Origin of the sequence: Microbacterium sp. Leaf159, from assembly GCF_001423615.1 — a bacterium.
In the GTDB taxonomy this organism is placed as follows: domain Bacteria; phylum Actinomycetota; class Actinomycetes; order Actinomycetales; family Microbacteriaceae; genus Microbacterium.
In genome coordinates this window covers 2,553,551-2,572,811 of the sequence record NZ_LMOU01000001.1, presented here as the reverse complement: position 1 = coordinate 2,572,811, position 19,261 = coordinate 2,553,551, and the positions used below count along the sequence as shown (strand labels likewise).

General features: G+C 68.4%; 16 protein-coding genes. 7 read left to right on the top strand and 9 right to left on the bottom strand.

The window, feature by feature from the left end; genetic code table 11:
* Nucleotides 1-12: 12 nt before the first annotated feature.
* On the top strand, nt 13-876 hold the full coding sequence (locus ASF80_RS12135) for an SDR family oxidoreductase (RefSeq protein ID WP_056311086.1): 864 nt from the start codon (nt 13-15) through the stop codon (nt 874-876).
* Nucleotides 877-891: 15 nt separating this feature from the next.
* Here ASF80_RS12135 and ASF80_RS12130 read toward each other — a convergent pair whose 3' ends face one another.
* Entirely contained in the window at nt 892-1,452 is a 561-nt protein-coding gene (locus tag ASF80_RS12130) for a dihydrofolate reductase family protein (RefSeq protein WP_056311084.1), read from the bottom strand.
* Nucleotides 1,453-1,597: 145 nt separating this feature from the next.
* Between ASF80_RS12130 and ASF80_RS12125 the strand changes: the two genes are divergently transcribed.
* Both ASF80_RS12125 and ASF80_RS12120 read left to right on the top strand, forming a co-directional pair.
* Complete coding sequence (locus ASF80_RS12125) at nt 1,598-2,494, top strand: SDR family oxidoreductase (RefSeq protein WP_056311081.1); 897 nt, start codon at nt 1,598-1,600, stop codon at nt 2,492-2,494.
* A 102-nt stretch (nt 2,495-2,596) separates the two neighbouring features.
* Complete coding sequence (locus tag ASF80_RS12120) at nt 2,597-3,382, top strand: DNA/RNA non-specific endonuclease (RefSeq protein WP_056311079.1); 786 nt, start codon at nt 2,597-2,599, stop codon at nt 3,380-3,382.
* Nucleotides 3,383-3,445: 63 nt separating this feature from the next.
* Here the strand turns inward: ASF80_RS12120 and ASF80_RS12115 are convergent, their stop codons facing one another.
* From ASF80_RS12115 to ASF80_RS12090, 6 genes are all read right to left on the bottom strand, one after another.
* Nucleotides 3,446-4,429: an LPXTG cell wall anchor domain-containing protein gene (locus ASF80_RS12115; protein WP_056311077.1), complete on the bottom strand. Its 984-nt coding sequence runs from the start codon at nt 4,427-4,429 to the stop codon at nt 3,446-3,448.
* Nucleotides 4,429-5,214 carry a signal peptidase I gene (locus ASF80_RS12110; RefSeq protein WP_162239131.1) on the bottom strand — a complete coding sequence of 262 codons (786 nt, stop codon included), beginning with the start codon at nt 5,212-5,214 and terminating at the stop codon, nt 4,429-4,431. Before ASF80_RS12110 ends, ASF80_RS12115 begins: the two co-directional genes overlap by 1 nt.
* Nucleotides 5,215-5,288: 74 nt before the next feature.
* The gene (locus ASF80_RS12105) at nt 5,289-6,023 is read right to left on the bottom strand and encodes a SipW-dependent-type signal peptide-containing protein (RefSeq protein WP_056311074.1); all 735 of its coding nucleotides are present in this window, start codon (nt 6,021-6,023) and stop codon (nt 5,289-5,291) included.
* Between the two features lie 79 nt (nt 6,024-6,102).
* On the bottom strand, nt 6,103-6,999 hold the full coding sequence (locus ASF80_RS12100) for a hypothetical protein (RefSeq protein ID WP_056311070.1): 897 nt from the start codon (nt 6,997-6,999) through the stop codon (nt 6,103-6,105).
* Nucleotides 6,996-7,646, bottom strand: a complete 651-nt coding sequence (locus ASF80_RS12095) for a SipW-dependent-type signal peptide-containing protein (RefSeq protein WP_157521048.1) — start codon at nt 7,644-7,646, stop codon at nt 6,996-6,998. Before ASF80_RS12095 ends, ASF80_RS12100 begins: the two co-directional genes overlap by 4 nt.
* Nucleotides 7,643-10,411 carry a hypothetical protein gene (locus ASF80_RS12090; protein ID WP_157521047.1) on the bottom strand — a complete coding sequence of 923 codons (2,769 nt, stop codon included), beginning with the start codon at nt 10,409-10,411 and terminating at the stop codon, nt 7,643-7,645. Before ASF80_RS12090 ends, ASF80_RS12095 begins: the two co-directional genes overlap by 4 nt.
* Before the next feature lie 540 nt (nt 10,412-10,951).
* On the opposite strand from ASF80_RS12090, the gene ASF80_RS12085 reads away from it, so the two are divergent.
* Together ASF80_RS12085 and ASF80_RS12080 are read left to right on the top strand one after the other, a co-directional pair.
* Entirely contained in the window at nt 10,952-13,525 is a 2,574-nt protein-coding gene (locus ASF80_RS12085; RefSeq protein WP_056311064.1) for a helix-turn-helix transcriptional regulator, read from the top strand.
* Between the two features lie 305 nt (nt 13,526-13,830).
* Nucleotides 13,831-14,340: a hypothetical protein gene (locus ASF80_RS12080; protein WP_056311062.1), complete on the top strand. Its 510-nt coding sequence runs from the start codon at nt 13,831-13,833 to the stop codon at nt 14,338-14,340.
* 20 nt (nt 14,341-14,360) lie between these two features.
* On the opposite strand, the gene ASF80_RS12075 is transcribed toward ASF80_RS12080, so the two are convergent.
* Both ASF80_RS12075 and dnaB read right to left on the bottom strand, forming a co-directional pair.
* Nucleotides 14,361-14,936, bottom strand: coding sequence for a Fic family protein (locus ASF80_RS12075; protein ID WP_056311059.1), 576 nt, complete (start codon nt 14,934-14,936; stop codon nt 14,361-14,363).
* A gap of 107 nt (nt 14,937-15,043) precedes the next feature.
* Complete coding sequence (gene dnaB / locus ASF80_RS12070) at nt 15,044-16,417, bottom strand: replicative DNA helicase (RefSeq protein WP_056311057.1); 1,374 nt, start codon at nt 16,415-16,417, stop codon at nt 15,044-15,046.
* Nucleotides 16,418-16,969: 552 nt separating this feature from the next.
* On the opposite strand from dnaB, the gene ASF80_RS12065 reads away from it, so the two are divergent.
* The gene (locus ASF80_RS12065; protein ID WP_235559960.1) at nt 16,970-17,992 is read left to right on the top strand and encodes a hypothetical protein; all 1,023 of its coding nucleotides are present in this window, start codon (nt 16,970-16,972) and stop codon (nt 17,990-17,992) included.
* 109 nt (nt 17,993-18,101) lie between these two features.
* Nucleotides 18,102-19,261 (top strand): chaplin family protein (locus ASF80_RS19380; protein ID WP_056311055.1); only part of this gene is annotated, 1,160 nt, incomplete at its 3' end.

Sequence of the window (19,261 nt, the reverse complement as noted above, 5' to 3'; positions counted from 1 at the left end):
CATACTTCAGGTATGACCGACGCCACCGCACCCATCGCTCTCGTCACCGGCACCTCCACAGGGATCGGCCTCAGCACCGCCGTTTCGCTCGCAGCCGCCGGCTGGACGACGATCGCCACGATGCGTGATCTGAGCAAGGCGGATGCTCTCGAGGCCGCTGCCGCACAGGCCGGCGTCGCCCTCGACATCCGCGCGCTCGACGTCACCGATCACGATGCGGTGGCCTCGACGATCGAGGCGCTGGTCGCCGAGCACGGGCGTCTCGACGCGGTGATCAACAACGCGGGCGCCGGGGCGCTCGGCACCATCGAAGCCATGAGCCTCGATCGCGTGCGCGCCGCGATGGAGGTCAACTTCTTCGGCGTGGTCGATGTGACCAAGACCGCACTCCCCCACCTGCGCGCCTCACGGGGACGCCTCATCACTGTCACGAGCGTGGGCGGCGTCGTCGGCCAGCCCTTCAACGAGGCCTACTGCGCGGCGAAGTTCGCCGTCGAAGGATTCATGGAAAGCCTGCATCCCGTGATGAAGAGCCTGGGCGTCGCCGTGAGCGTGATCGAGCCGGGGCCGGTGCTCACCGAGTTCGTCGCCAACTCCGATGCCGACCGTGAGGCGCTGCTGACCGGCGCGGATGCCGCGTACCTGCCCGCCGTCGACAGCTACCTCGCGCGCACCCGACAGGCGTTCGCGCCGGGCAACGCGCAGACGCCCGACGACGTCGCAGCGGTCATCCTCGCGACCCTCACCGCCGACGATCCCGCCTTCCGCGTGCAGACGTCGGCCGGTGCCACCGCGTTCACCGCGATCAAGCTCAAGGACCTCGACGGCTCGGCCGTCACCGGCCTCACCACCGGCTGGGTCTCCGCGCAGGGCTGACCCGGATCGACGGCTCTACGGACGCACCGTCTGATAGCGGAGGAACATCACGCCGCTGCCGAACCGGCGATCCTCGAGCAGTTCGAGGTCGACGTGAACGCCCTCGGGAAAGAACGGCTTGCCGCCACCGACGATCCCCGGACCGATGAACATGCCGAACTCGTCGACCAGTCCGGCGCGGATCGCCTCGCCCGCGAGCGTCGGACCGTCGACCGTCAGATCGCCGTCGGACTCGGCCTTCCAGCGCTCGACCACCGCGGGATCGAAGGAGCGCTCGAGACGGGTGCGCTCACTCGAGACCTCCGCCAGGGTCGTCGAGAAGACGATCTTGTCGGCTGCCTGCCACACGCGCGCATAGTCGATCCCCACCTGCGGCTGATCGGGTTCGAGATGCGCGGTCTCCCAATAGACCATGGTCTCGTACATGCGACGCCCGTAGAGGTAGGTACTGACGTCGGCGAACTGCCTGTTGATGAAGTCGTGCAGCTCCTCGTCGAGCGCCCAGTCGAACCCGCCATCGGGCCCGCTGACGTAACCGTCGAGGGACGTGATCATGGAGTAGATGAGTCGGCCCATGCGGCGAGGCTACTCCCGGCGCTCGAGCGGGTCGACCCCTCCCGGTTCCCTAGCGACCAGGGCCGCGAGGCGCAAGGCGCTGGTCGAGATGCCGACGTCGGCGCACGCTGGAGGCATACCCCCACCCGCGACCGAGAGGAACCCCATGTCTCGTGACCAGTACACCTTCGTCAACCCCGCCGAGCTCTACTCCGACATCGAGCCCGAGAAGCAGCACATGCCCGAGCCGGGGCTCGACGCGGATCTCGCGCCGAAGGCCGACCTCGGTGAAGACACCTACCGCGGCACCGGCCGCCTGACCGGTCGCAAGGCGCTCATCACGGGCGGCGACTCCGGCATCGGAGCGGCCACCGCGATCGCGTTCGCGCGTGAGGGCGCGGATGTGGCGCTCTCATACCTTCCGGAGGAGGAAGAGGATGCGGCACGCATCGCCGGCATCCTGCGCGACGCCGGCGCCACGGTGGCGCAGATCCCCGGCGACCTGCGCGACGCCGAGTACTGCCGCACGCTCGTCGCCGAAGCTGTCGGAGCGCTGGGCGGCCTCGACATCCTCGTCAACAACGGCGGCAAGCAGGTCTACCAGGAGTCGCTCACCGACATCACCGACGAGCAGTTCGACGACACCTTCAAGACCAACGTGTATGCCATGTTCTGGATCACGAAGGCGGCGCTCCCGCACCTTCCGGCGGGTTCCGCGATCATCAACACCACGTCGATCCAGGCGTACTCGCCCTCGGACATCCTCGTCGACTACGCCTCGACCAAGGCGACCATCAACGCGTTCACGAAGGGCCTCGCGCAGCAGCTGGCGCCGAAGGGAATCCGCGTGAACGCCGTGGCGCCCGGTCCGATCTGGACGCCCCTGCAGCCCAGCGACGGACAGCCCCAGGAGAAGCTCGACGAGTTCGGCGAGAACACCCCGCTCGGCCGCATGGGTCAGCCCGCCGAGCTCGCCCCCGCCTACGTGTTCCTCGCCTCCGCGGAGTCGAGCTACGTCGCCGGCGAGACGCTCAACGTCAACGGCGGCATGCCGACCCCGTGAGCCGCTGAGCGCGAACGCCTCTTCCCGAGACGATCGGGAGGGGGCGTTCCTGCGCGCGGCAACCCCCTCGTCGATGTCGGCGACCCAAGGCAATATGTCGGTATGGCAGACGGATACGACCTCGATTTCCTTCCGACGCGCGTTCCCCTGCCTCAGCCGACGCAGGATGCGACCGAGCTGACCTACCCGCGCTTCACGGTGCTGCTCGACACCGACCGTCGCCTGGCGGCCGTGACGGGTGTGAACATCGACGGAGCGCTGCTGCGCGAGCTGCCGCGCACCGGCGAGTGGCGTCTCGATCCCCGAGTCGCCGCCGACCTGCAGACCGGCGCCGAGGTCTACTCACGCAACGACCTCGACCGCGGACACCTCGTGCGTCGGCGCGACCCCGGTTGGGGCGATGTCGCCGACGCTCGCGCGGCCACCGAGGCCACGTTCTTCTATCCGAATGCGGCTCCCCAGGCGGCCGGGTTCAATCAGTCGAAGGAGCTCTGGCTGGGTCTCGAAGACCACGTCATCGAGTACGCCGAGGCCACCGATCAGCGTCTCTCGGTCTTCACGGCGCCCGTGCTCGCGGATGACGATCCTGCGTATCGCGGCATCCGCATCCCTCTCCGGTTCTGGAAGGTGGCCACGTGGCAGGGGCCTGACGGCCTGGCGTCCGCCGGTTTCGTCCTCGACCAGTCCGAGCTCGTCGAGACCGCCGACGGCCTCTTCGCCGTGCCGCCTCTGGGGGCCTTCCGCACATTCCAGGTGCCGGTGACCGAGGTCGCACGCATCACCGGTGTCGACCTCGGAGTGCTGGTCGACTCCGACGTGCTGCGGCGAGGCAGCATCCGATCGACCGAGTGGATCCCCCTGACCGCCTCGGACGACATCGTGCTCTAGCTGTCGGAACCCCGGTTCCAGTGCCTCAGCTTGTCGGGATTGCAGGATCAGAGGTGACCTCGATCACCCCGCTGACGACAACGCCCGGTGCAGCTCTGCGCAGTCCGGGCACACCCGATACCGGCCCACATCATGGCGCGCCAGATCGGTCCACGACTCGTCTCTGCCGATCGTCCTCGAGCAGTCGTCGCATCGCGGTCGACGACGGGCGACGAGAAGCAGTCCGAGCAGCATCAGCAGCCCTGCGGCGATGCCGAACAGCAGGAGCGAGTCCGCTCCGGTGGCCGCCAGACGTTCAGGCTGCGCGTCGACATCCCCTGACATGGTGGCGACCACATCGAAGGCGAGCTCGGTGGATGCGGCTCCCTCGTTGCGCTGCTGAGTGGTGGCTGCCGGAAGCTCGAACCCGATCTCCACGGCCACCGTCTCCCCCTGGGCGACGTGCACCTGCGCGATCTCGACCACGCCGGCGGATCGGTCGCGCAGAGCCGAATACGGCTGCCGCCCCTCGATGCCGCCCACGTTCCAGAACAGCTCGACGTCGCCTGCGAGGTCGGGATTTCGCGCGCCCTCGGGCACGACCTCGCCGAGCCGCAGCGACACGGCCAGGTCGGCACGGGAGGGACCGGAGTTCGTCAGCAGCAGCGTGCGTCGCGTGCGGTCGCCGGGCGACGCGACCCGATCGCCGACGAACGAGGCCTCGGCGGTGGAGTACGAGCGGCCCGACCAGTCCAGGTGCGTCGCGGCGCCGTCCCAGGTGGCCGTCGCGACGGCATCCCACGGCGCGCTCCGATCACCGGATGCCGTCGCCGGCGCCGCGTCTGCTGAGCCGCCCGTCACCGCGATCCGGGTCGGCTCGCCCGACGGCAACGGCGGCAGCACACCCGCGGCCGAGAGCACCCCCGCCAGCGTGAGCAGGAGCACGAGAGCGAGGATCCACGAGACGAACGACGCCCGGCGGTTCCGCCGACGAGAGTCCGCGAGCACGTCGTCGAGATCTCCGGATGCGGGGTGCGCAGTCGAGGGTGCGGGGTGCGGGTACGGCATCACTGGTCTCTCTCGGGATTCGTCGTGGTCGGCAGCAGCTCTCGGAAGGAGTCCTCGTCGAACGGCAGCAGTCGCAGTCGTGCGAGCTGGAGTTCCTGCTCGCGGACCGCGAGTTCGCGCTCGCGGAGATCGAGTTCCCGAACCCGCAGGTCGTCGGACGATGGTTCGGCTGCGGGGGCGGGAGCGGCTGCCCCGGCGCCCCCACCCGCCCCCGAGGTCATGATCACGCGGGTCCGGGGCCTCCTGAACGTGCTCCAGAGTCCGTACCCGAGCAGACCGGCACCGAGCACGATGCCGAGCATCATGAGGTTCTCGGAGACCCATTGGCGCACCCATCCGAGCGCGGGGAGGCTGTAGAGGAATGCGCCTCGCACCTGCTCGGGCGAGACGGGAGCATCCGCCGCCGAGTTGGCATCGCCCTGGGTGATGAGGCGGCAGTCGGTGCCGTCGTCGAAGGTGCCGACGGTCTTGCCCACGACCCGGTGGGTGATGAGCGCCGGACTCCCCGGCTCCGGCAGATAGGTCACGATGTCGCCGACCCCGATCTCGGTGCACACCTGATCGGGTGCGACGCCTCGCACGGCCACGACGTCGCCCGGCGCGAGGGTGGGCTCCATGGAACCGGTGAGCACCGTGAGCGAGGACCCTCCGGCCACTCGCGGCACCACCAGGAGCGCGGCGATGAGGGCGATCACCGCCACGACGAACGCGATCGACACGGCCCGCCCGGCGATGCGCCAGGGCGACTCGTACCAGCTCTTCTGGATTCTGCCGGCGGTGCGCATGCGTCCGTCTCTCATCGGTCGGGTGGTGGTCGAGGGAGGCGCCCCGATCCTGAAGCGCCTCCCGATCGGGGTGCTTAGAACTGCTCGCCGATGTCGCGGACCTGCTCGAGCCTGAGGTTCAGACCCGACAGCGTGTCGGTCAGAGTGACGTCGGTGCGGTCGGTGACCGTCGACGAGAAGGTGCCGTAGACGACGACGGTCAGGTCCTCGGTGGTCGCGGCCATCGAGAGCACCGAGGTGCCGTTCGCGTCTTCGAGACCCGCGTCCTGTCCGGTCTGCGGTGCCGACAGGTAGAGCAGCGTCGCGTCTGCCGTGACGGGCAGCGCGATCTCGGGCTGCACGAGGGCACCGTCCTGGTACACCTCGTACGTGTACGTCATGCCCGTGATGTCGTATTCGTTCAGGGCCGGGCCGTCGAGCGCCAGCCGACCGACGAGGTTGTCGCCTTCGAGGGTCACGTCGGCCGAGAACGAGGCCGCGACCTTGTCGCCGGGAACGATGCGCCAGGTCGATGCATCCGCCGGGGAGAGCGCGTGACCGAGCTGCGATCCGTCGGTACCGGTGACGGTGGCGGTCGCGTCGTCGCGGTCTGCGGAGACGTCCCAGAAGGTCGTGTCAGCGGTCTGCACGACGTCGAGGTCACCGGCGGTGATCTGTCCTCCGCTGAAGCCGTCGGTCGCGGTCCACAGCGCGAACGTCGATCCGCCCGCGAGCAGGGCCGCGGCTCCGCCTGCCACGAGGAGCAGTGCGCCGCGGCGCTTCTTCTTCTCTTCGGTCACGACGATGATCTGGGGGTTTTCGATACTCATGGGAGTGCTCCTTCTTGATGGTGGTCGGGTGTGGCGCGGCAGGACGTCGTGTCCTGCCTGCGGGATGGAGGGTCTGGATTCATCGCGTGGCGCGGTCGCCAGGAGCGATGGTGGGGTTCGCGTTGGTCACGCGAGGGTCGATGCGGATCACGAGGCCCGGTTCCCCTGCGGGGTCGGGGTGCACGGTCCCGTTCCATGACGAGTCGTCGCGCGACAGGGTGCCGTCGTCGCCCGTTCCCTCCGCCCATGCGATGTGGTCGTAGACACCGATGGCGTTCAGCGATGCCGGGAAGGCGACTGCGGCCTCCCAGGTGTCGAAGTCCCGGTTCTCACTGCCGTCGACGGCGATGCCGTAGGCGCTCGCCTCCGAGATGTAGAGGCCGTCGGCGCGGTGGTTCCAGAGCATCGCGACGCACCAGGTCTGGCTGATCTCGGCACCCGTCGGGTTGGCGGCCGGCTCCTGCAGCGTGCGATCGGCGGCGTCGGTCAGCTGCACGTTCGCCGAGCCTTCGCCATCGGGGATCACCGAGCAGTCGTCGCCGAGGCCTGCCGGATAGACCCGGACCGTCGAGTCCGCCAGGAGCGTGCCCTCCTCGGCGATGCCCTCGGTCAGGTCGGCGGTGCGGCCATCACTCCAGACCTGAGGGCCGATCGTGACGTCGTACTCGAGTCCGGTGATGCCGAGAGCGGCACCGGACACCTGGAATCGCCAGATCACGGGCTCGGTCCGCAGGCCGCCCTGATCGAGCACCGCGGCGATCTCGCTGCCGGGCAGGGTGACCTCCACGGGCTCACCCGACTCCGACAGGACGCGCTGCGAATCGGCGGATGCTCCGAAGGTCAGCGCCCCGGTGCGCAGCTCGGGCACGAGGACGGCGTCGTTCGTGGTCCACAGCGCGTGCGCGGTCGAGACCGCGCCGAAGGTCATCACTCCGGCGATCGCGGCGGTGAGCGAGAGGACCGTGCGCCGCCTCATGCTCGGGCCCCTGTTCCGCGCACCTGGTCGAGGCGCACGATCAGGTCGCCGGCGGCCCAGATCCCCGCGGCGCTGCGCACCTCGCTGTCCGTCCAGACGTAGTCGCCGCGCACCTCGACCCGCACGATCACGGTCCAGCGATCGGTCTCGCCCTGAGGCGATCCGAGCAGTCCGGGCACCGCGAGCTGCCCGCCGTCGGGCGTGCCGGTCGCGACGACGTCGCCCTCGGCATCTTCCACGCGCAGCGTCACCGCGATGTCGCCCGCATCGACCTGAGCCTGCACGTCGAGAGGTGACGCGAACTCGACGCTCAGCGCCCCGATCAGGTTCTCTCCGCACAGGTACGTCTCGAGGGGCTGGGTGATCTCGATGACATCGCCGGGCATCGTGTAGAAGTCGGTCGGGGTGCTCGCCAGCTCTCCGGATCGAGGTTCGGTCACGCCCGGGGTGATCTGCCGCCACGACGCCTGCTCGGTCGTCATCTCCAGATCCCCCGCGCGCCACAGCGAGCCCGAGAACGTGTCCTCAGACGACCACAGTGCGTAGGTTCCGGCGCCGATCGCGGCGACGGCCAGTGCCGCGACGGCGATGATGCCGACGACGAGCGGCATCCTCGTCGAGTGGGGTGGTGTGTCGGCCGCGGTCATCGGCGCCACCCGTCGGCCGTCCCGTTCGAGACGATCGTGCCGCACGCGGCGACCTTCTTGCTCTCGCCGATCGGCAGCTGCGGGATCGATCCGATCAGGCCACCGGTGCCGAGACGCAGGTCGGAGTCCGTCACGAGGATGTCGTGCAGGTTCGTGACCCAGTCGTCCGCCGATCGGTTCGTCACCGTGTACACGAAGCACACGGCCTGCCCGTCGACGAGCCTGGCGCCGGTGAGCACCGGAGTCCCCGTCTGCTCGATCGCGGCCGGAGTCGAGGAATCGGTCACTGCGGCGAATGCGCGCTTCTCGATGTCGATGGTCGGGTCGGTCGAGAACAGGAACGGATTCACCGACGGCACGACCAGCCCGTCGTAGTTCCCGTCGCCCGAGGCGACCGTCGCCGCGATCGTCGTCTTCGTGTTCGCGCGGACGTCGCCCGCACTCGCCTTCACCACGATCGACTCGGTCGCCCGGCCACCGGGCGCGATCACGGGAGCGGCGGTCGACAGCTGGACGCCGTACTCCAGGCCCACCGCGTCGATCTGCGACGAGAAGGTCACCGGCGACGTCGGCACCGGCGCGCCCGCGCGGAGCATCACGGCATACGTCTTGCCCTTCTTCTCTCCCGTCACGAGGGTGAATCGCGACGCCGTCACCTGCAGCGGGTTGACGAAGGTGATGCGGGCATCGACCGAGCTCGCGGCCGCGGTGTTGGTGAGCCCCGAGGTCGACGTCACGCGCCCCGCGACGATGCCCGCTGACACGGCGGCCGAATCGTCGACGCGTGCGACCACCTCGAACTGGAGTCCGTTCTTGCCGGCGACAGGCGTCACCGAGACGACTCGAGGATTGATCCGCGCCGCGTCGATGGTGTCCGCGGTGGCTGTGGCGTTCAGGACGAGGTCATCGGGCGTGACGGTCGCTGGGTCGAGAGGCAGCGACGAGGTGAGCAGGTAGCGCAGGTCGCGGCTCATCGTGGGGTCGTTCTGACCTGCCGCCTGCTCGAGCGCAAGGGTCGGCCGGCAGTTCCCGGCCACGGCGACCGTGCGGCTGAACTGCGACGAGGTGAGCTGGGGCGTCGTCTCGCCATGGGTCTGCACGCGCACGAATCCCGAGACATCACCGGTCGTCGCGTTCACGGCCTGCGCAGAGGTGGGGGTGGTGGCGCCGGCGAGCGCCTGCGGTCCGACGGGAAGCGAGAAGGCGACGGATGCCGTGGCCGCCGTCACGCCGGTCACGCGCCCGAGATAGATCTCGGCGGTGCGATCGGCCGTCCAGTAGAGGTCGAGCGAGACGGGTCCGGTGGGGATGTTCTGCCCGCTCACAGGCTTCTGCACCGCGACCTCGGCCAGGCACGTCCCTCCCGTGAACCCGGCGCGCGGCGTCGCGACCAGGGCGGCGCTCGACGGAGCGGCCACCACCGAGGCGTTCGCCGTCGGGAACCAGGTGGCCACGGTCAGGTTCGAGTCCGTGCCGTTGTCGACGAGGAGCGCACCTCCATCGGCGGTCTCCTCGCCGGTGGCGGGCCTGCCCTGCGAGCCCGACCGGGTTCCGAAGGTGTTCCCCGAGACGGTCGTCAGGCCGCTGCGAGAGAGGCGGATGCTGGAGTCGTAGCCGTCGATGAAGTTGTCGGTGATGCTGAGCCCGCTCGGCACCGTGCCGCTGCGGGTCAGGCCGTCCCAGCGGATCGCGATGCTCTGCCCCGATGCCGCGCGCACGATGTGGTTGCGCGAGATCCGGTTCTCACCGCTGAGGGTGCCCGGCGGCAGCGTGATGAAGGCGTACTCGTCTCCCGATCCATCCCCGGTGGAGTTGAGGAACTGGTTGCCCGAGATGGTCAGGTTCGACAGCTTCACACCCGTGGTGTTGCTGTTCGAGAACTTGAATCCGGTGGCACCGTTGAGGTTCTTCACGACTGAATCCGTGAACGAGAAGCCGTCGAGCACGACGTTCGAGTCACGCGGCGAGAAGGTCGTCAGGTTGGTGCGGCACCCGGATCCGTCCGATCCGTTGCAGGTGCCGCCGGAGGTGTAGTTCACCTGCACCCGCGAGATGGTGATGTTCTTCATCGGCGCCGTCGTCGTGGCGTTGAACAGGAACAGCCCCGACGTCTGCTGGCTCTCGTGGAAGAACCCCTGCAGCGAATAGTCGCTGACCGAGATGTCGCTCGCTCCCTGCCGGTAGACGACGAACCGCTCGGGAAAGTAGTTCTCCCGGGTGACGGTCGAGCCGCCCGTGAGGCTGACTCGCTTCGCCTGCTCGCCCATCACGATCGAGGTTCCGCTGGAGAGGATGTTCGTGAAGTTCTTCAGCACCACATCGGTCCCTGCGATCTCGAACGCGGCTCCCTCGACGGACTCCGATGTGGGGACGATGGAGAGGCGGTTGTCGAGGTCGACGGTCACCGGCGCGGTGATGCGATAGAAGGCGCCGTCATCCCAGGTCGACACGGCGGCCGTCTGCATCCAGTTCGCGGCGGAACGGGTCATGACCGGTCGGATGGTGCCGCTGAGACCGGGCTGCACGGTGATGACGACGTCACCGGGAGCGCCCTTCAGTGCGTTCGACTCCTCCAGTGCCGCGCGAAGTGTGCACGTTCCCGTGGCGGTCAGGCACACGCCGTCGCCGGGCGTCTGATCGATCCCCGAGAAGGCGGTGCTCGTGATGACGAGCTCGTGGCTCGGTGCGGACATCGCGGGGGCTGCGACCACGAGGGCGCCGGCGATCATGCCGAGCCCTGCCGTCACCGCGGCGACGAGACGCACGCGCCGCGCCATCCGGCGCCGCCGGCGCAGCGTTCGACGGCCTGGTAATCGAGGGCTCTCGCTCACGGTTGTCGTCTCCATGTATTCGGGCGCGCGCTGACGTCACGCTGTTTCTCGGGTGGGGTAGGACCGCGGGGCACGATGTGCGCAGATGGGCGGTGACTGTAAGACTGCGGTCCGCAGCCGGCCGGAAGCCGGGATTCCGATTCCTTCCGCACTCGGCCGCGTCGATCTCAGTGGCCCTCGCTGTCCCTTACGTAGTGGACGCGCGCAGACCTGAGGATTCTGTGTCGCGGATGCTCAGTACCGGCCATCCGGGTACTGCCCTGCACCACAACCTCTGCCCTGGCGCGCTCGGAAGTACGCAAGCTCGGAGCTATCCCCGCGTACCGGGCGTGCTCATCGTGATCATCGGGGGCTCGGAGCGACAGGATCAGAGCTGGCAGGGCGGCCGCATCGGCCGCCGCCGGTGCGCCTATCTCTGCGGAGTCCAGGAGAGTACGTTTTGCATAGGTACAGCACGTGAGGAGGCGGGAACTCATGGTGGTCGGTCGCGAAGAGAGTCTCGCCGCAGCAGTCGACCTGATCCAGGCGGGCGTCAGCATCGATATCGTCGGCAGCCGAGGCTCAGGTCGCAGTGCGTTCTTCAAGGCACTGCGCGCCCGGGTGGAGCAGGACGAGTGGACCGTGGTCTCGGTGCGCGGGATCGCCTCGCTGCGCCAGCATCCGCTCGCCGCTCTGCATCTCGCCGGCATCGGTGCGACCAGCACGCAGCGGCCGGGTCCGAACCTGCATGAGACCGCCGACTCGCTGCGGCAGGCGCTCCGCGCCTCGCGGTCGGTGCTGTTCCTCGACGACTGGGACGACCTCGACGAGTCGTCGTGGGGCGTCGCCGAGTCGGTGCGACGCGAGTACGGGGTGCCGATCGTCCTGTCGCGCCTGCAGGGTCTGCGCGCCAGACACACGCCGAGCGGTCTTCCCGCATCGACGCTCGAGCCGTCGTATGTGATCGACATGACGCCGCTGCGCTTCGAGGAGATGGAGACGGCTCTCGAGACGTACCTCTCGCACCCGATCGAGGCGAGCACCATGAGCCGGATCTTCGCGAAGTCGGGTGGCAACATCGGGCTCGCGCTGAGTCTCGTCGACGCGACCATCCGCGAGCAGCGCCTCGTGCTGCGCGGCGGCGAATGGACCGCGACCCGAGACCTGTGGAGCAGCGGTCTGCGCGCCGTGCTGGAGGCGCACCTCGAGAGCCTCGACGATGCGACGCGCGACGCGCTCGAGATCATCGCGATCGTCGGCGTCGCCGACATCGACACGGCCAGCCAACTCGTCGACTGGGCAACACTGGAGCTGCTGGAGGAGCGTCGGATGATCACGTTCATCCCCAGCGGTGACCGGCAGCTCGTCGCGGTGATGCCGCCCCTGCTCGTGGAGTTCTTCCGGCATGAACCGCTCACCGCACGCCGCACGCGGCTCACGGGGCAGATCGTGCGGCAGCTGAGCACGCCAGAGTCGGTCTGGTCGGTGCTCACCGACTCGCAGTCCTCCCCGACGACGGCGAGCGGTCAGGATGCTCTGTTCGTCCGGCTGCTGCAGGAGCGCGCACGCGCGCGTCGCATCGTCACGGCCGCCGAGTGGGAGGCGAACCCCACCGCGGCCAGTGCCGTCCGCTACATCCGCGCTCTCATGCACACGCATACGGCGAAGGTGAGGGATGTGATCGCCGAGATCCTCTCGTCTCCCGATGCCCGCTCGGGCGATGACGCGAGTCGTGCCGAGTTCGCCGCCCTCAAGGCCGAGTGGACCGCCTACGTCGACAACGATCTGGATCGCGCTGTCGCTCATCTGCAGGAGGATGCTGCCACGGTCGGCATGCATGCCGGGATGCTGCGGGCGGTCGAGGTGCAGTTGTTCGCGAATCTCGGCGCGGTCCCCGACGACTTCAGCAGTCGCCTCGAGGTCTCGGACGAGCTTCCCTCGACGGTCAAGCTGGTGATGTTCGAGACGCAGATGAGTGTGCTCGTGAGCCTCGGACGCTTCACCGACGCCCTGCGGGTGTACACGCTCATCGAGGATCTCGACAACGAAGAGCAGCGGCACACCCCGCGGGTGCTCCTCGGAATGGCCCTGTTCGGTCAGGGCGACGCGAGCGGGGCCCTGGACGTGCTGCAGCGCGGCTTCGACGAGGCGCACGGATATCTCGACATCGACGCGGTGCGCGCTTTCGGCACGGCCGCGGCACTCTGCCATCTGGCGTCCGGTGACCACGCGGCGGTCGACGACCTGCTCGAGGTGATCTTCTCCGCCGGAGAACCCTCGCCCCTGCCACCCGGCGTGCAGCTGTCACTGCTGGCGATCGCCGCCGTGGTCGCCATCCGCCGGGGTCAGCTCACGACCGGTGAGCGGCTCGCGGCCGACCTGGAGCAGCTCGGAGCAGAGGACGGCCCTCTTCCCGGGCAGAGCCGCGCTTGGCCGCAGGTGCAGCTGCTCGCATTCGACGGGAACACTCAGAAGGCTGCCGAGCTGCTCGCCCGCTCAGGTGAGGCTCTCTGGAACCGCGGTGCCCGCCTGGCGGGTCTCACCGCGGAGCTCTCCGCAGTGGAGCTCGAGCCGACACCGGCCCGACTCGCAGTCGCACTGGCGCACCTGAGGCAATTGCCGGAGGCCACCGGACTCGCCGCCCAGGCCGCCTTCGTGACGGCGCTGGTCGACCATGATCCTCGCGAGATCCTCGACACGGCCGATGAGCTGGATGCTCGGGGCCTCACCGGAACGTCACTGTCAGCCTGTCGCTTCGCCCGAACGTGGTACTCCGAAGCCGGGGACGAGTCAGGGCAGCGGAAGGCACTCGCGCGGGATGAGCTGATCCGCGCGCGGCACCCGGGGAGGCACTTCGACCTCGCGCGTTTCGGGGCGACAGCGGTCACGCTCACCGATCGCGAGAAAGAGGTGGGACGCCTCGCCGCGAGCGGGCTGTCGAACGCCGAGATCGCCTCCCGCCTGGTGCTCAGCGTGCGCACGGTGGAGAGCCACATGCACCGGATCATGCGCAAGCTGGACGTCTCGAACCGCCGAGGGCTTCGCCGTCACGCCGAGGCGCTCGCCTGAATCGCGGACGACTGATCGCGCCTCCCCGTCCACTGCCCGAAATACCGGTCGACAATAGGGCTTGCGCGAGGCGTTCGCTGGTGTCACGCTTACGTCACAGCTCTGTCGCGCTGTAACGCGACAGCTGGGGTGCCGCCCATATGACGGCATCGGATGGGGCGCCCTTTCTGCCGCCTCCCCCGTGGTGGGGGCGTCCCGTCCATCCCCTGCTTCGACCCTCTCGGCTCCGTCTGTTCGGCGCCCCGGGAGACCTCTCGGCTCCGTGAACGCGGTGTCCGCCTCCCCGGCCTGATTACGATGATCTGATGTCGATCGAATCTTCGCCAGCTCCGCCGTGGCGGCGACCTCGCACGGGATGGCTGATCGCGGTCGCTGCGACAGTCGCTGTCGCCATGGTGGTCATCGGCGCCATGATCGTGCTCGGTCAGAGGTGGTGGCTCACGACGAACGTGACGATCGCCCTGAGTTACGTCGGCGATGACGGGCATGAGTACTCCTGCACCTACGACTACGGCACTTCGGACCGCTTGCCGATGCCGACCGACATCGCCGAGAGCATGAATGAACGGGACTGGTCTCAGACAGGTCAGCTCATCTACGACTGGGCGAAGACCCACCCCGCAGAATCATGGACGACAGAGGACGACCTGCCCGCGGACGACCCTCGTTCGACGAGAGCGGACGCGGCGTGGAACCTCGCGATGGAGCGGTACGTCAAGTTTCCGCCGTGGCTGATCGAGACTGAGAACGGGACCGAGTACGAGCTGTGGTGGGAAGTGCGACCAGGGAGCACTTGCGTCGACGGCCTCCGGTGACACCCCTGGCTCGGTCGACGTCAGTCTCGATGATCCGCAGCGATCATCCAGCGGTCCCTCACCCTGAACGCGGGGAGCGTCTGTCTTTTGGCGCGGTTCGCCGCGACGTTGCCGCGCATCCCGACATTCCGTGCCCACTCCGAGAGCCGGATGATCTCTGGACTGGTGAGGAGGGAGATCCGTTTGTGGAGCGCCTCCAGCACCAGCAGCGCGAGCAACCGCGTCATCTCGTCGTGGCGATTCGCGCGAGAGTACGCGTCGAGCGCCGGGTAGTACTCGACGCGCCTGTTCCGCGCACGGACGATGACGGGTGGCAGCCCCTGCCCGAGTAGTCGGTGGTTCATCAGGACACGACCGATACGCCCGTTGCCGTCGACGAACGGATGGATCACCTCGAACTCGCAGTGGAACCAGGCGATCCTCTCTATGGCATTCGCCGGCGGGCCGATCACGTACTGCTCAAGGGCCCGGTCGACGAGGTCCCTCACGACTGCGTCCTCGACTGTCGGGTTCAGGCGGTCCTCTGCGAGGCGCCCCGAGGTTCGCGGCCCGAACTCACCGTGAACTGGCGTGAAAATGTACGCCCATTCACGCATAGTTGGCATCCGTTCGGGTGCAACGGCGTCGAAACGCTGCCGTGTCGCACGGTGTTCCGAGAGACGCCCACCCGCTGACGATCGCGCTCGTCGGCGGAACCCCGGGGTCAGTTGAAGTCGCCGCCCGGCGCCATGTCGTGGAAGCGCGAGTAGTGGCCCTGGAAGGCCACGGTGATCGTGGCCGTCGGACCGTTACGGTGCTTGGCGACGATCAGGTCGGCCTCGCCAGGACGCACGTCCTTGTCGTAGACCGAGTCTCGGTGCAGCAGGATGACCATGTCGGCGTCCTGCTCGATCGAGCCGGACTCACGCAGGTCGCTGATGGCGGGCTTCTTGTCCTGGCGCTGCTCGGGACCACGGTTCAGTTGCGACAGCGCGATGACCGGAACCTGCAGCTCCTTGGCGATGAGCTTGAGGCTACGGGAGAACTCCGAGACCTCCTGCTGACGGGACTCGACGCGCTTGCCCGAGGTCATCAGCTGCAGATAGTCGATGATGACCATGCGCAGGCCCTCGCGCTGCTTGAGCCGACGGCATTTCGCGCGGATCTCGACCAGGGTCATGTTCGGGCTGTCATCGATGTAGAGCGGCGCGTCGTTGATGCGCCCTCGGGTCGCCGCGACCGTGGTCCAGTCGCGAGGATCGAGGTTTCCCTTTCGCATGTTCTGCAGCGGGATCTGGCCCTCGGCGCTGAGCAGACGCATCGCGATCTCGCTCTTGCCCATCTCGAGCGAGAAGAAGACGGAGGGGAGGTTGTGACCGATGGAGGCCGCGCGGGCGAAGTCGAGCGCGAGGGTCGACTTACCCATGGCGGGTCGAGCAGCCACGACGATCATCTGTCCACCGTGCAGGCCGTTGGTGAGCTCGTCGAGCTCCTTGAAGCCGGTCGGGACGCCCGTCATCGAGCCGTCGCGGCCGCTCGCGGCCTCAATCTCTTCGAGCGCGGCGTCGACCGCGATCTGCAGGGGGACGTAGTCCTCGGTGGTCTCGGAGCCCGTGATCGAGTAGATCTCGGCCTGGGCGTTGTTGACGAGGTCGGTCGCGTCGCCCTGCCCGTCGTAGCCGAGCTGCACGATGCGGGTGCCGGCGTCGACCAGACGGCGGAGGATCGCACGCTCCGAGACGATGCCCGCGTAGTAGCCGGCGTTGGCCGCGGTGGGGACGATCGAGGTGAGCGTGTGGAGGTAGTCGGCACCGCCGGCGCGGCTGAGCTCGCCCGTCTTGATGAGCTCGTCGGTGACGGCGACGACGTCGGTCGGCTCGCCGTGCGAGTAGAGCGAGAGGATCGCCTCGAAGATGAGCTCGTGCTTCGGGATGTAGAAATCGGCGCCCCTGAGCGTCTCGATCACGTCTGCGACGGCATCTTTCGACAGCAGCATTCCACCGAGCGCGCTCTGCTCCGCGAGGAGGTCGTGCGGAGGGGTCCGCTCGGGCGGACGCTTGCCGCCGAGGCGATCCTCGGAGATGTCAGCGATCGACACAGTGTTCCCTTCGATGCGACGAGCGTGATGGGGCGGATGTGCTGCCCGGGTCTCGTACTGCGCTGTCGCGGCCTTTTCGAAGCCTTCTGCGCAGCAAACCAGGTGCTTCCGACATCGGGTCGCTGCACCACGCTACGAGCGAGGGTTTTCGGTCGCAACACTGCCTGTGGATAACTCTGTGGAAAGCGTGCGAACAAGTCCGGAGAGTCTGTGCAGAACACATGTGGATAACTCGGTGGACTACCGTGAAGCAGACTTTTCTTTATCGCGCTGAACTGGGCTTTTCAGTTTCCCCACCCTGTGGATGAGAAAGTGCTTCAACCGCGCATTGAAGGTTCATCGAATCCGGTACGGGATGTGTAGAACCTGGGGAAAGTCAAGCCGAGATTTCACCGGGCGCGTCACACTTCGCAACCCCCGGAAATGTGCGCGGGATGTCATCGTTTTCGAGCAGATCACTCTAGACATGCCGGAATACCGGGAGTATCGTCACCCCCAATCGGCGCGACGTGCGTCGAACGAACGATCGTCTCTCGGGGGAGGGAAGTCGACGTGAACGCTCAGGCAACCCGGCGCGGCCTTCCGGCCATCGCCCTCTGGGGTGGCGTGGGTGCGCTCGCGTGGGCGGCGATCACCGTCCTCACCGGAGGATCCTCCGCGCATGCCGACGAGAATTCCGACGCTCCCCTGCTCGATGGGGTCACGTCACTCGTGAGCCAGACGGTCTCGTCGGTGGGCGACACCGTCACCGCCGTGACCTCGCCGATCGTCACACAGGTCGTGAAGCCCGTCGTCACCGAAGTGGTCGCACCCGTCGTGACCCAGGTGGTCGCCCCGGTGCAGCAGGCCGCTCCCCCGGTCGTCGAGCACGTCTCCGAGACGATCACGCAGGTCCCCGTCGTGGGGCCCGCCGCTGCTCCCGTCGTCGACGCGGTCACCGACACCGCGCAGGCCGTGGTCACTCCGGTCGCCGATCTGCTCACCGACGCTCCTGTCTCTCAGATCATCACCCCGGTGCAGGATGCTCTCGCAGCCCTCCCCGGCGTCGGCCACCTGATCGAAGAACTCGGCGTCAACACGCTGCTCGACGACGTCGTCGGTGTCGTCGACGCGACGACCGACCTGGTCGGCGGGGTGGTCGAGAACACCGTTCCTCCCGTGCTCACCGCCCTCGACCCGAACCGCTCCGAGAGCGGTCTACCGCTTCCGGGTCTTGACCGGCTCGGCTTCGATGTCGACGACCGCTCGGCCTCGACACCTCCGGCTGCCGCGGTGCCCACGCGCGCGCAGACAGTCGGTGACGCCGCAGCATCCGCTCTTCAGCCGGTGGCTCTCCCCGCTGCTCCGGCCACGAGTGCGCCCGAATCCGGCGACACCACGCCCTTCACGCCGCCCGTCGGCGGACCGGTGGCGCCTTCCTCCTCTGCCGGTTCCGGCGGAGCATCCGCTCTCTCCCACGCGCGTCTCAGCGACGTGGGCGTTCCCGCGTTCCGTGCTGTGGAACGCACCCCCGGTGCACCCGACGACGTCCTGCCGACGTCTCTGGTCGCCGACACCGACGTCTCTCCTGACTGACGGGTTGTCCGGTCGTTCCTCGTGAACGACAGATGCCGTGCTGCGCGCGCACATCCTCTTTCGCGTGCACCCATCCAGACACACCCAATTCAGTCAGGAGAAGGTCATCATGCGTACTTTCATCAAGCGGGCCCTGTGGGGCACGCTTCTCGCCGGCGGGATCACCCTGCTCGGCGCGACTGCCGCCAATGCGGCAGACACCTCGGGAGAAGACGGTCTTCTCTCGGGAACTCAGGCGGTTGCGCCGATCTCGGTGCCCGTCACGATCGTGGACAACGCGGTCTCGATCCTCGGAAACTCTTCCGCGCAGCCGGCCCCAGCCCCTGCGCCAGCCCCAGCTCCGGCTCCGGCTCCCGCCCCGGCCCCCGCTCCGGCTCCGGCCCCGGCCCCGGCTCCCACCACGAGCGGCGATTCCGGCGCCGCATCCGGCACCCAGGCCGTCGTGGACGTCACACTGCCCGTCACGGTGACAGGCAACGCGATCACGGTGCTCGGCGACTCGTCGGGCAGCGCGGCTCCCGCAGCGCCGGCTGAGGCTCCCCAGGCCCCGGCAGCCACCGCTCCGGCTCCGTCGATCACGACGAACGGCATCGACGGCCTGCTGTCGGGCACCCAGGCCCTGCTGCACGTCGACGTCCCCGTCACCGTGTCGGGCAACTCCGTCGCGCTGCTCGGCGAGAGCGAGACTCTCGGACAGGATGCCGCAGCACCGGCCTCCTCGAGCACCTCGACGAGCGGCTCCGTCGCCCCGACCACGTCGGGTGATGACGGTGTCGGCAGCGGGACGCAGGTGACCGCACCGGTCACGGCGCCTGTCACCGTCTCGGGCAACGCCATCTCGCTCCTCGGAGAGAGCGCGGCGACGGGCGGAACTGCCCCGGCCTCCCCGGCTGCATCGCCCACCACGGCGACAGGCACGTCCGGTGACGACGGCATCCTGGGCCGCAGCCAGGTCACCGCGCCGGTCACTGCACCGGTGAATGTCTCGGGCAACGCCATCTCGCTCCTCGGAGACAGCGGTGTCACCGGCGGTCCGGCACCGGCAGCACCCGCTGCAGGCGGCTCGACCGGTGGCACCACCACCGGAGACGACGGCATCCTCGGCGGCAGCCAGGTCACCGCGCCGGCCACCGCGCCGGTGAACGTCACCGGCAACGGGATCGCGATCCTCGGCGAGAGCTCGGCGAACGGCGGAACGGCTCCGGCCACTCCCGCCGCGACGACCCCCGCGACGGGGGCTGCGACGTCGGGCGATGACGGGGTCGGCAA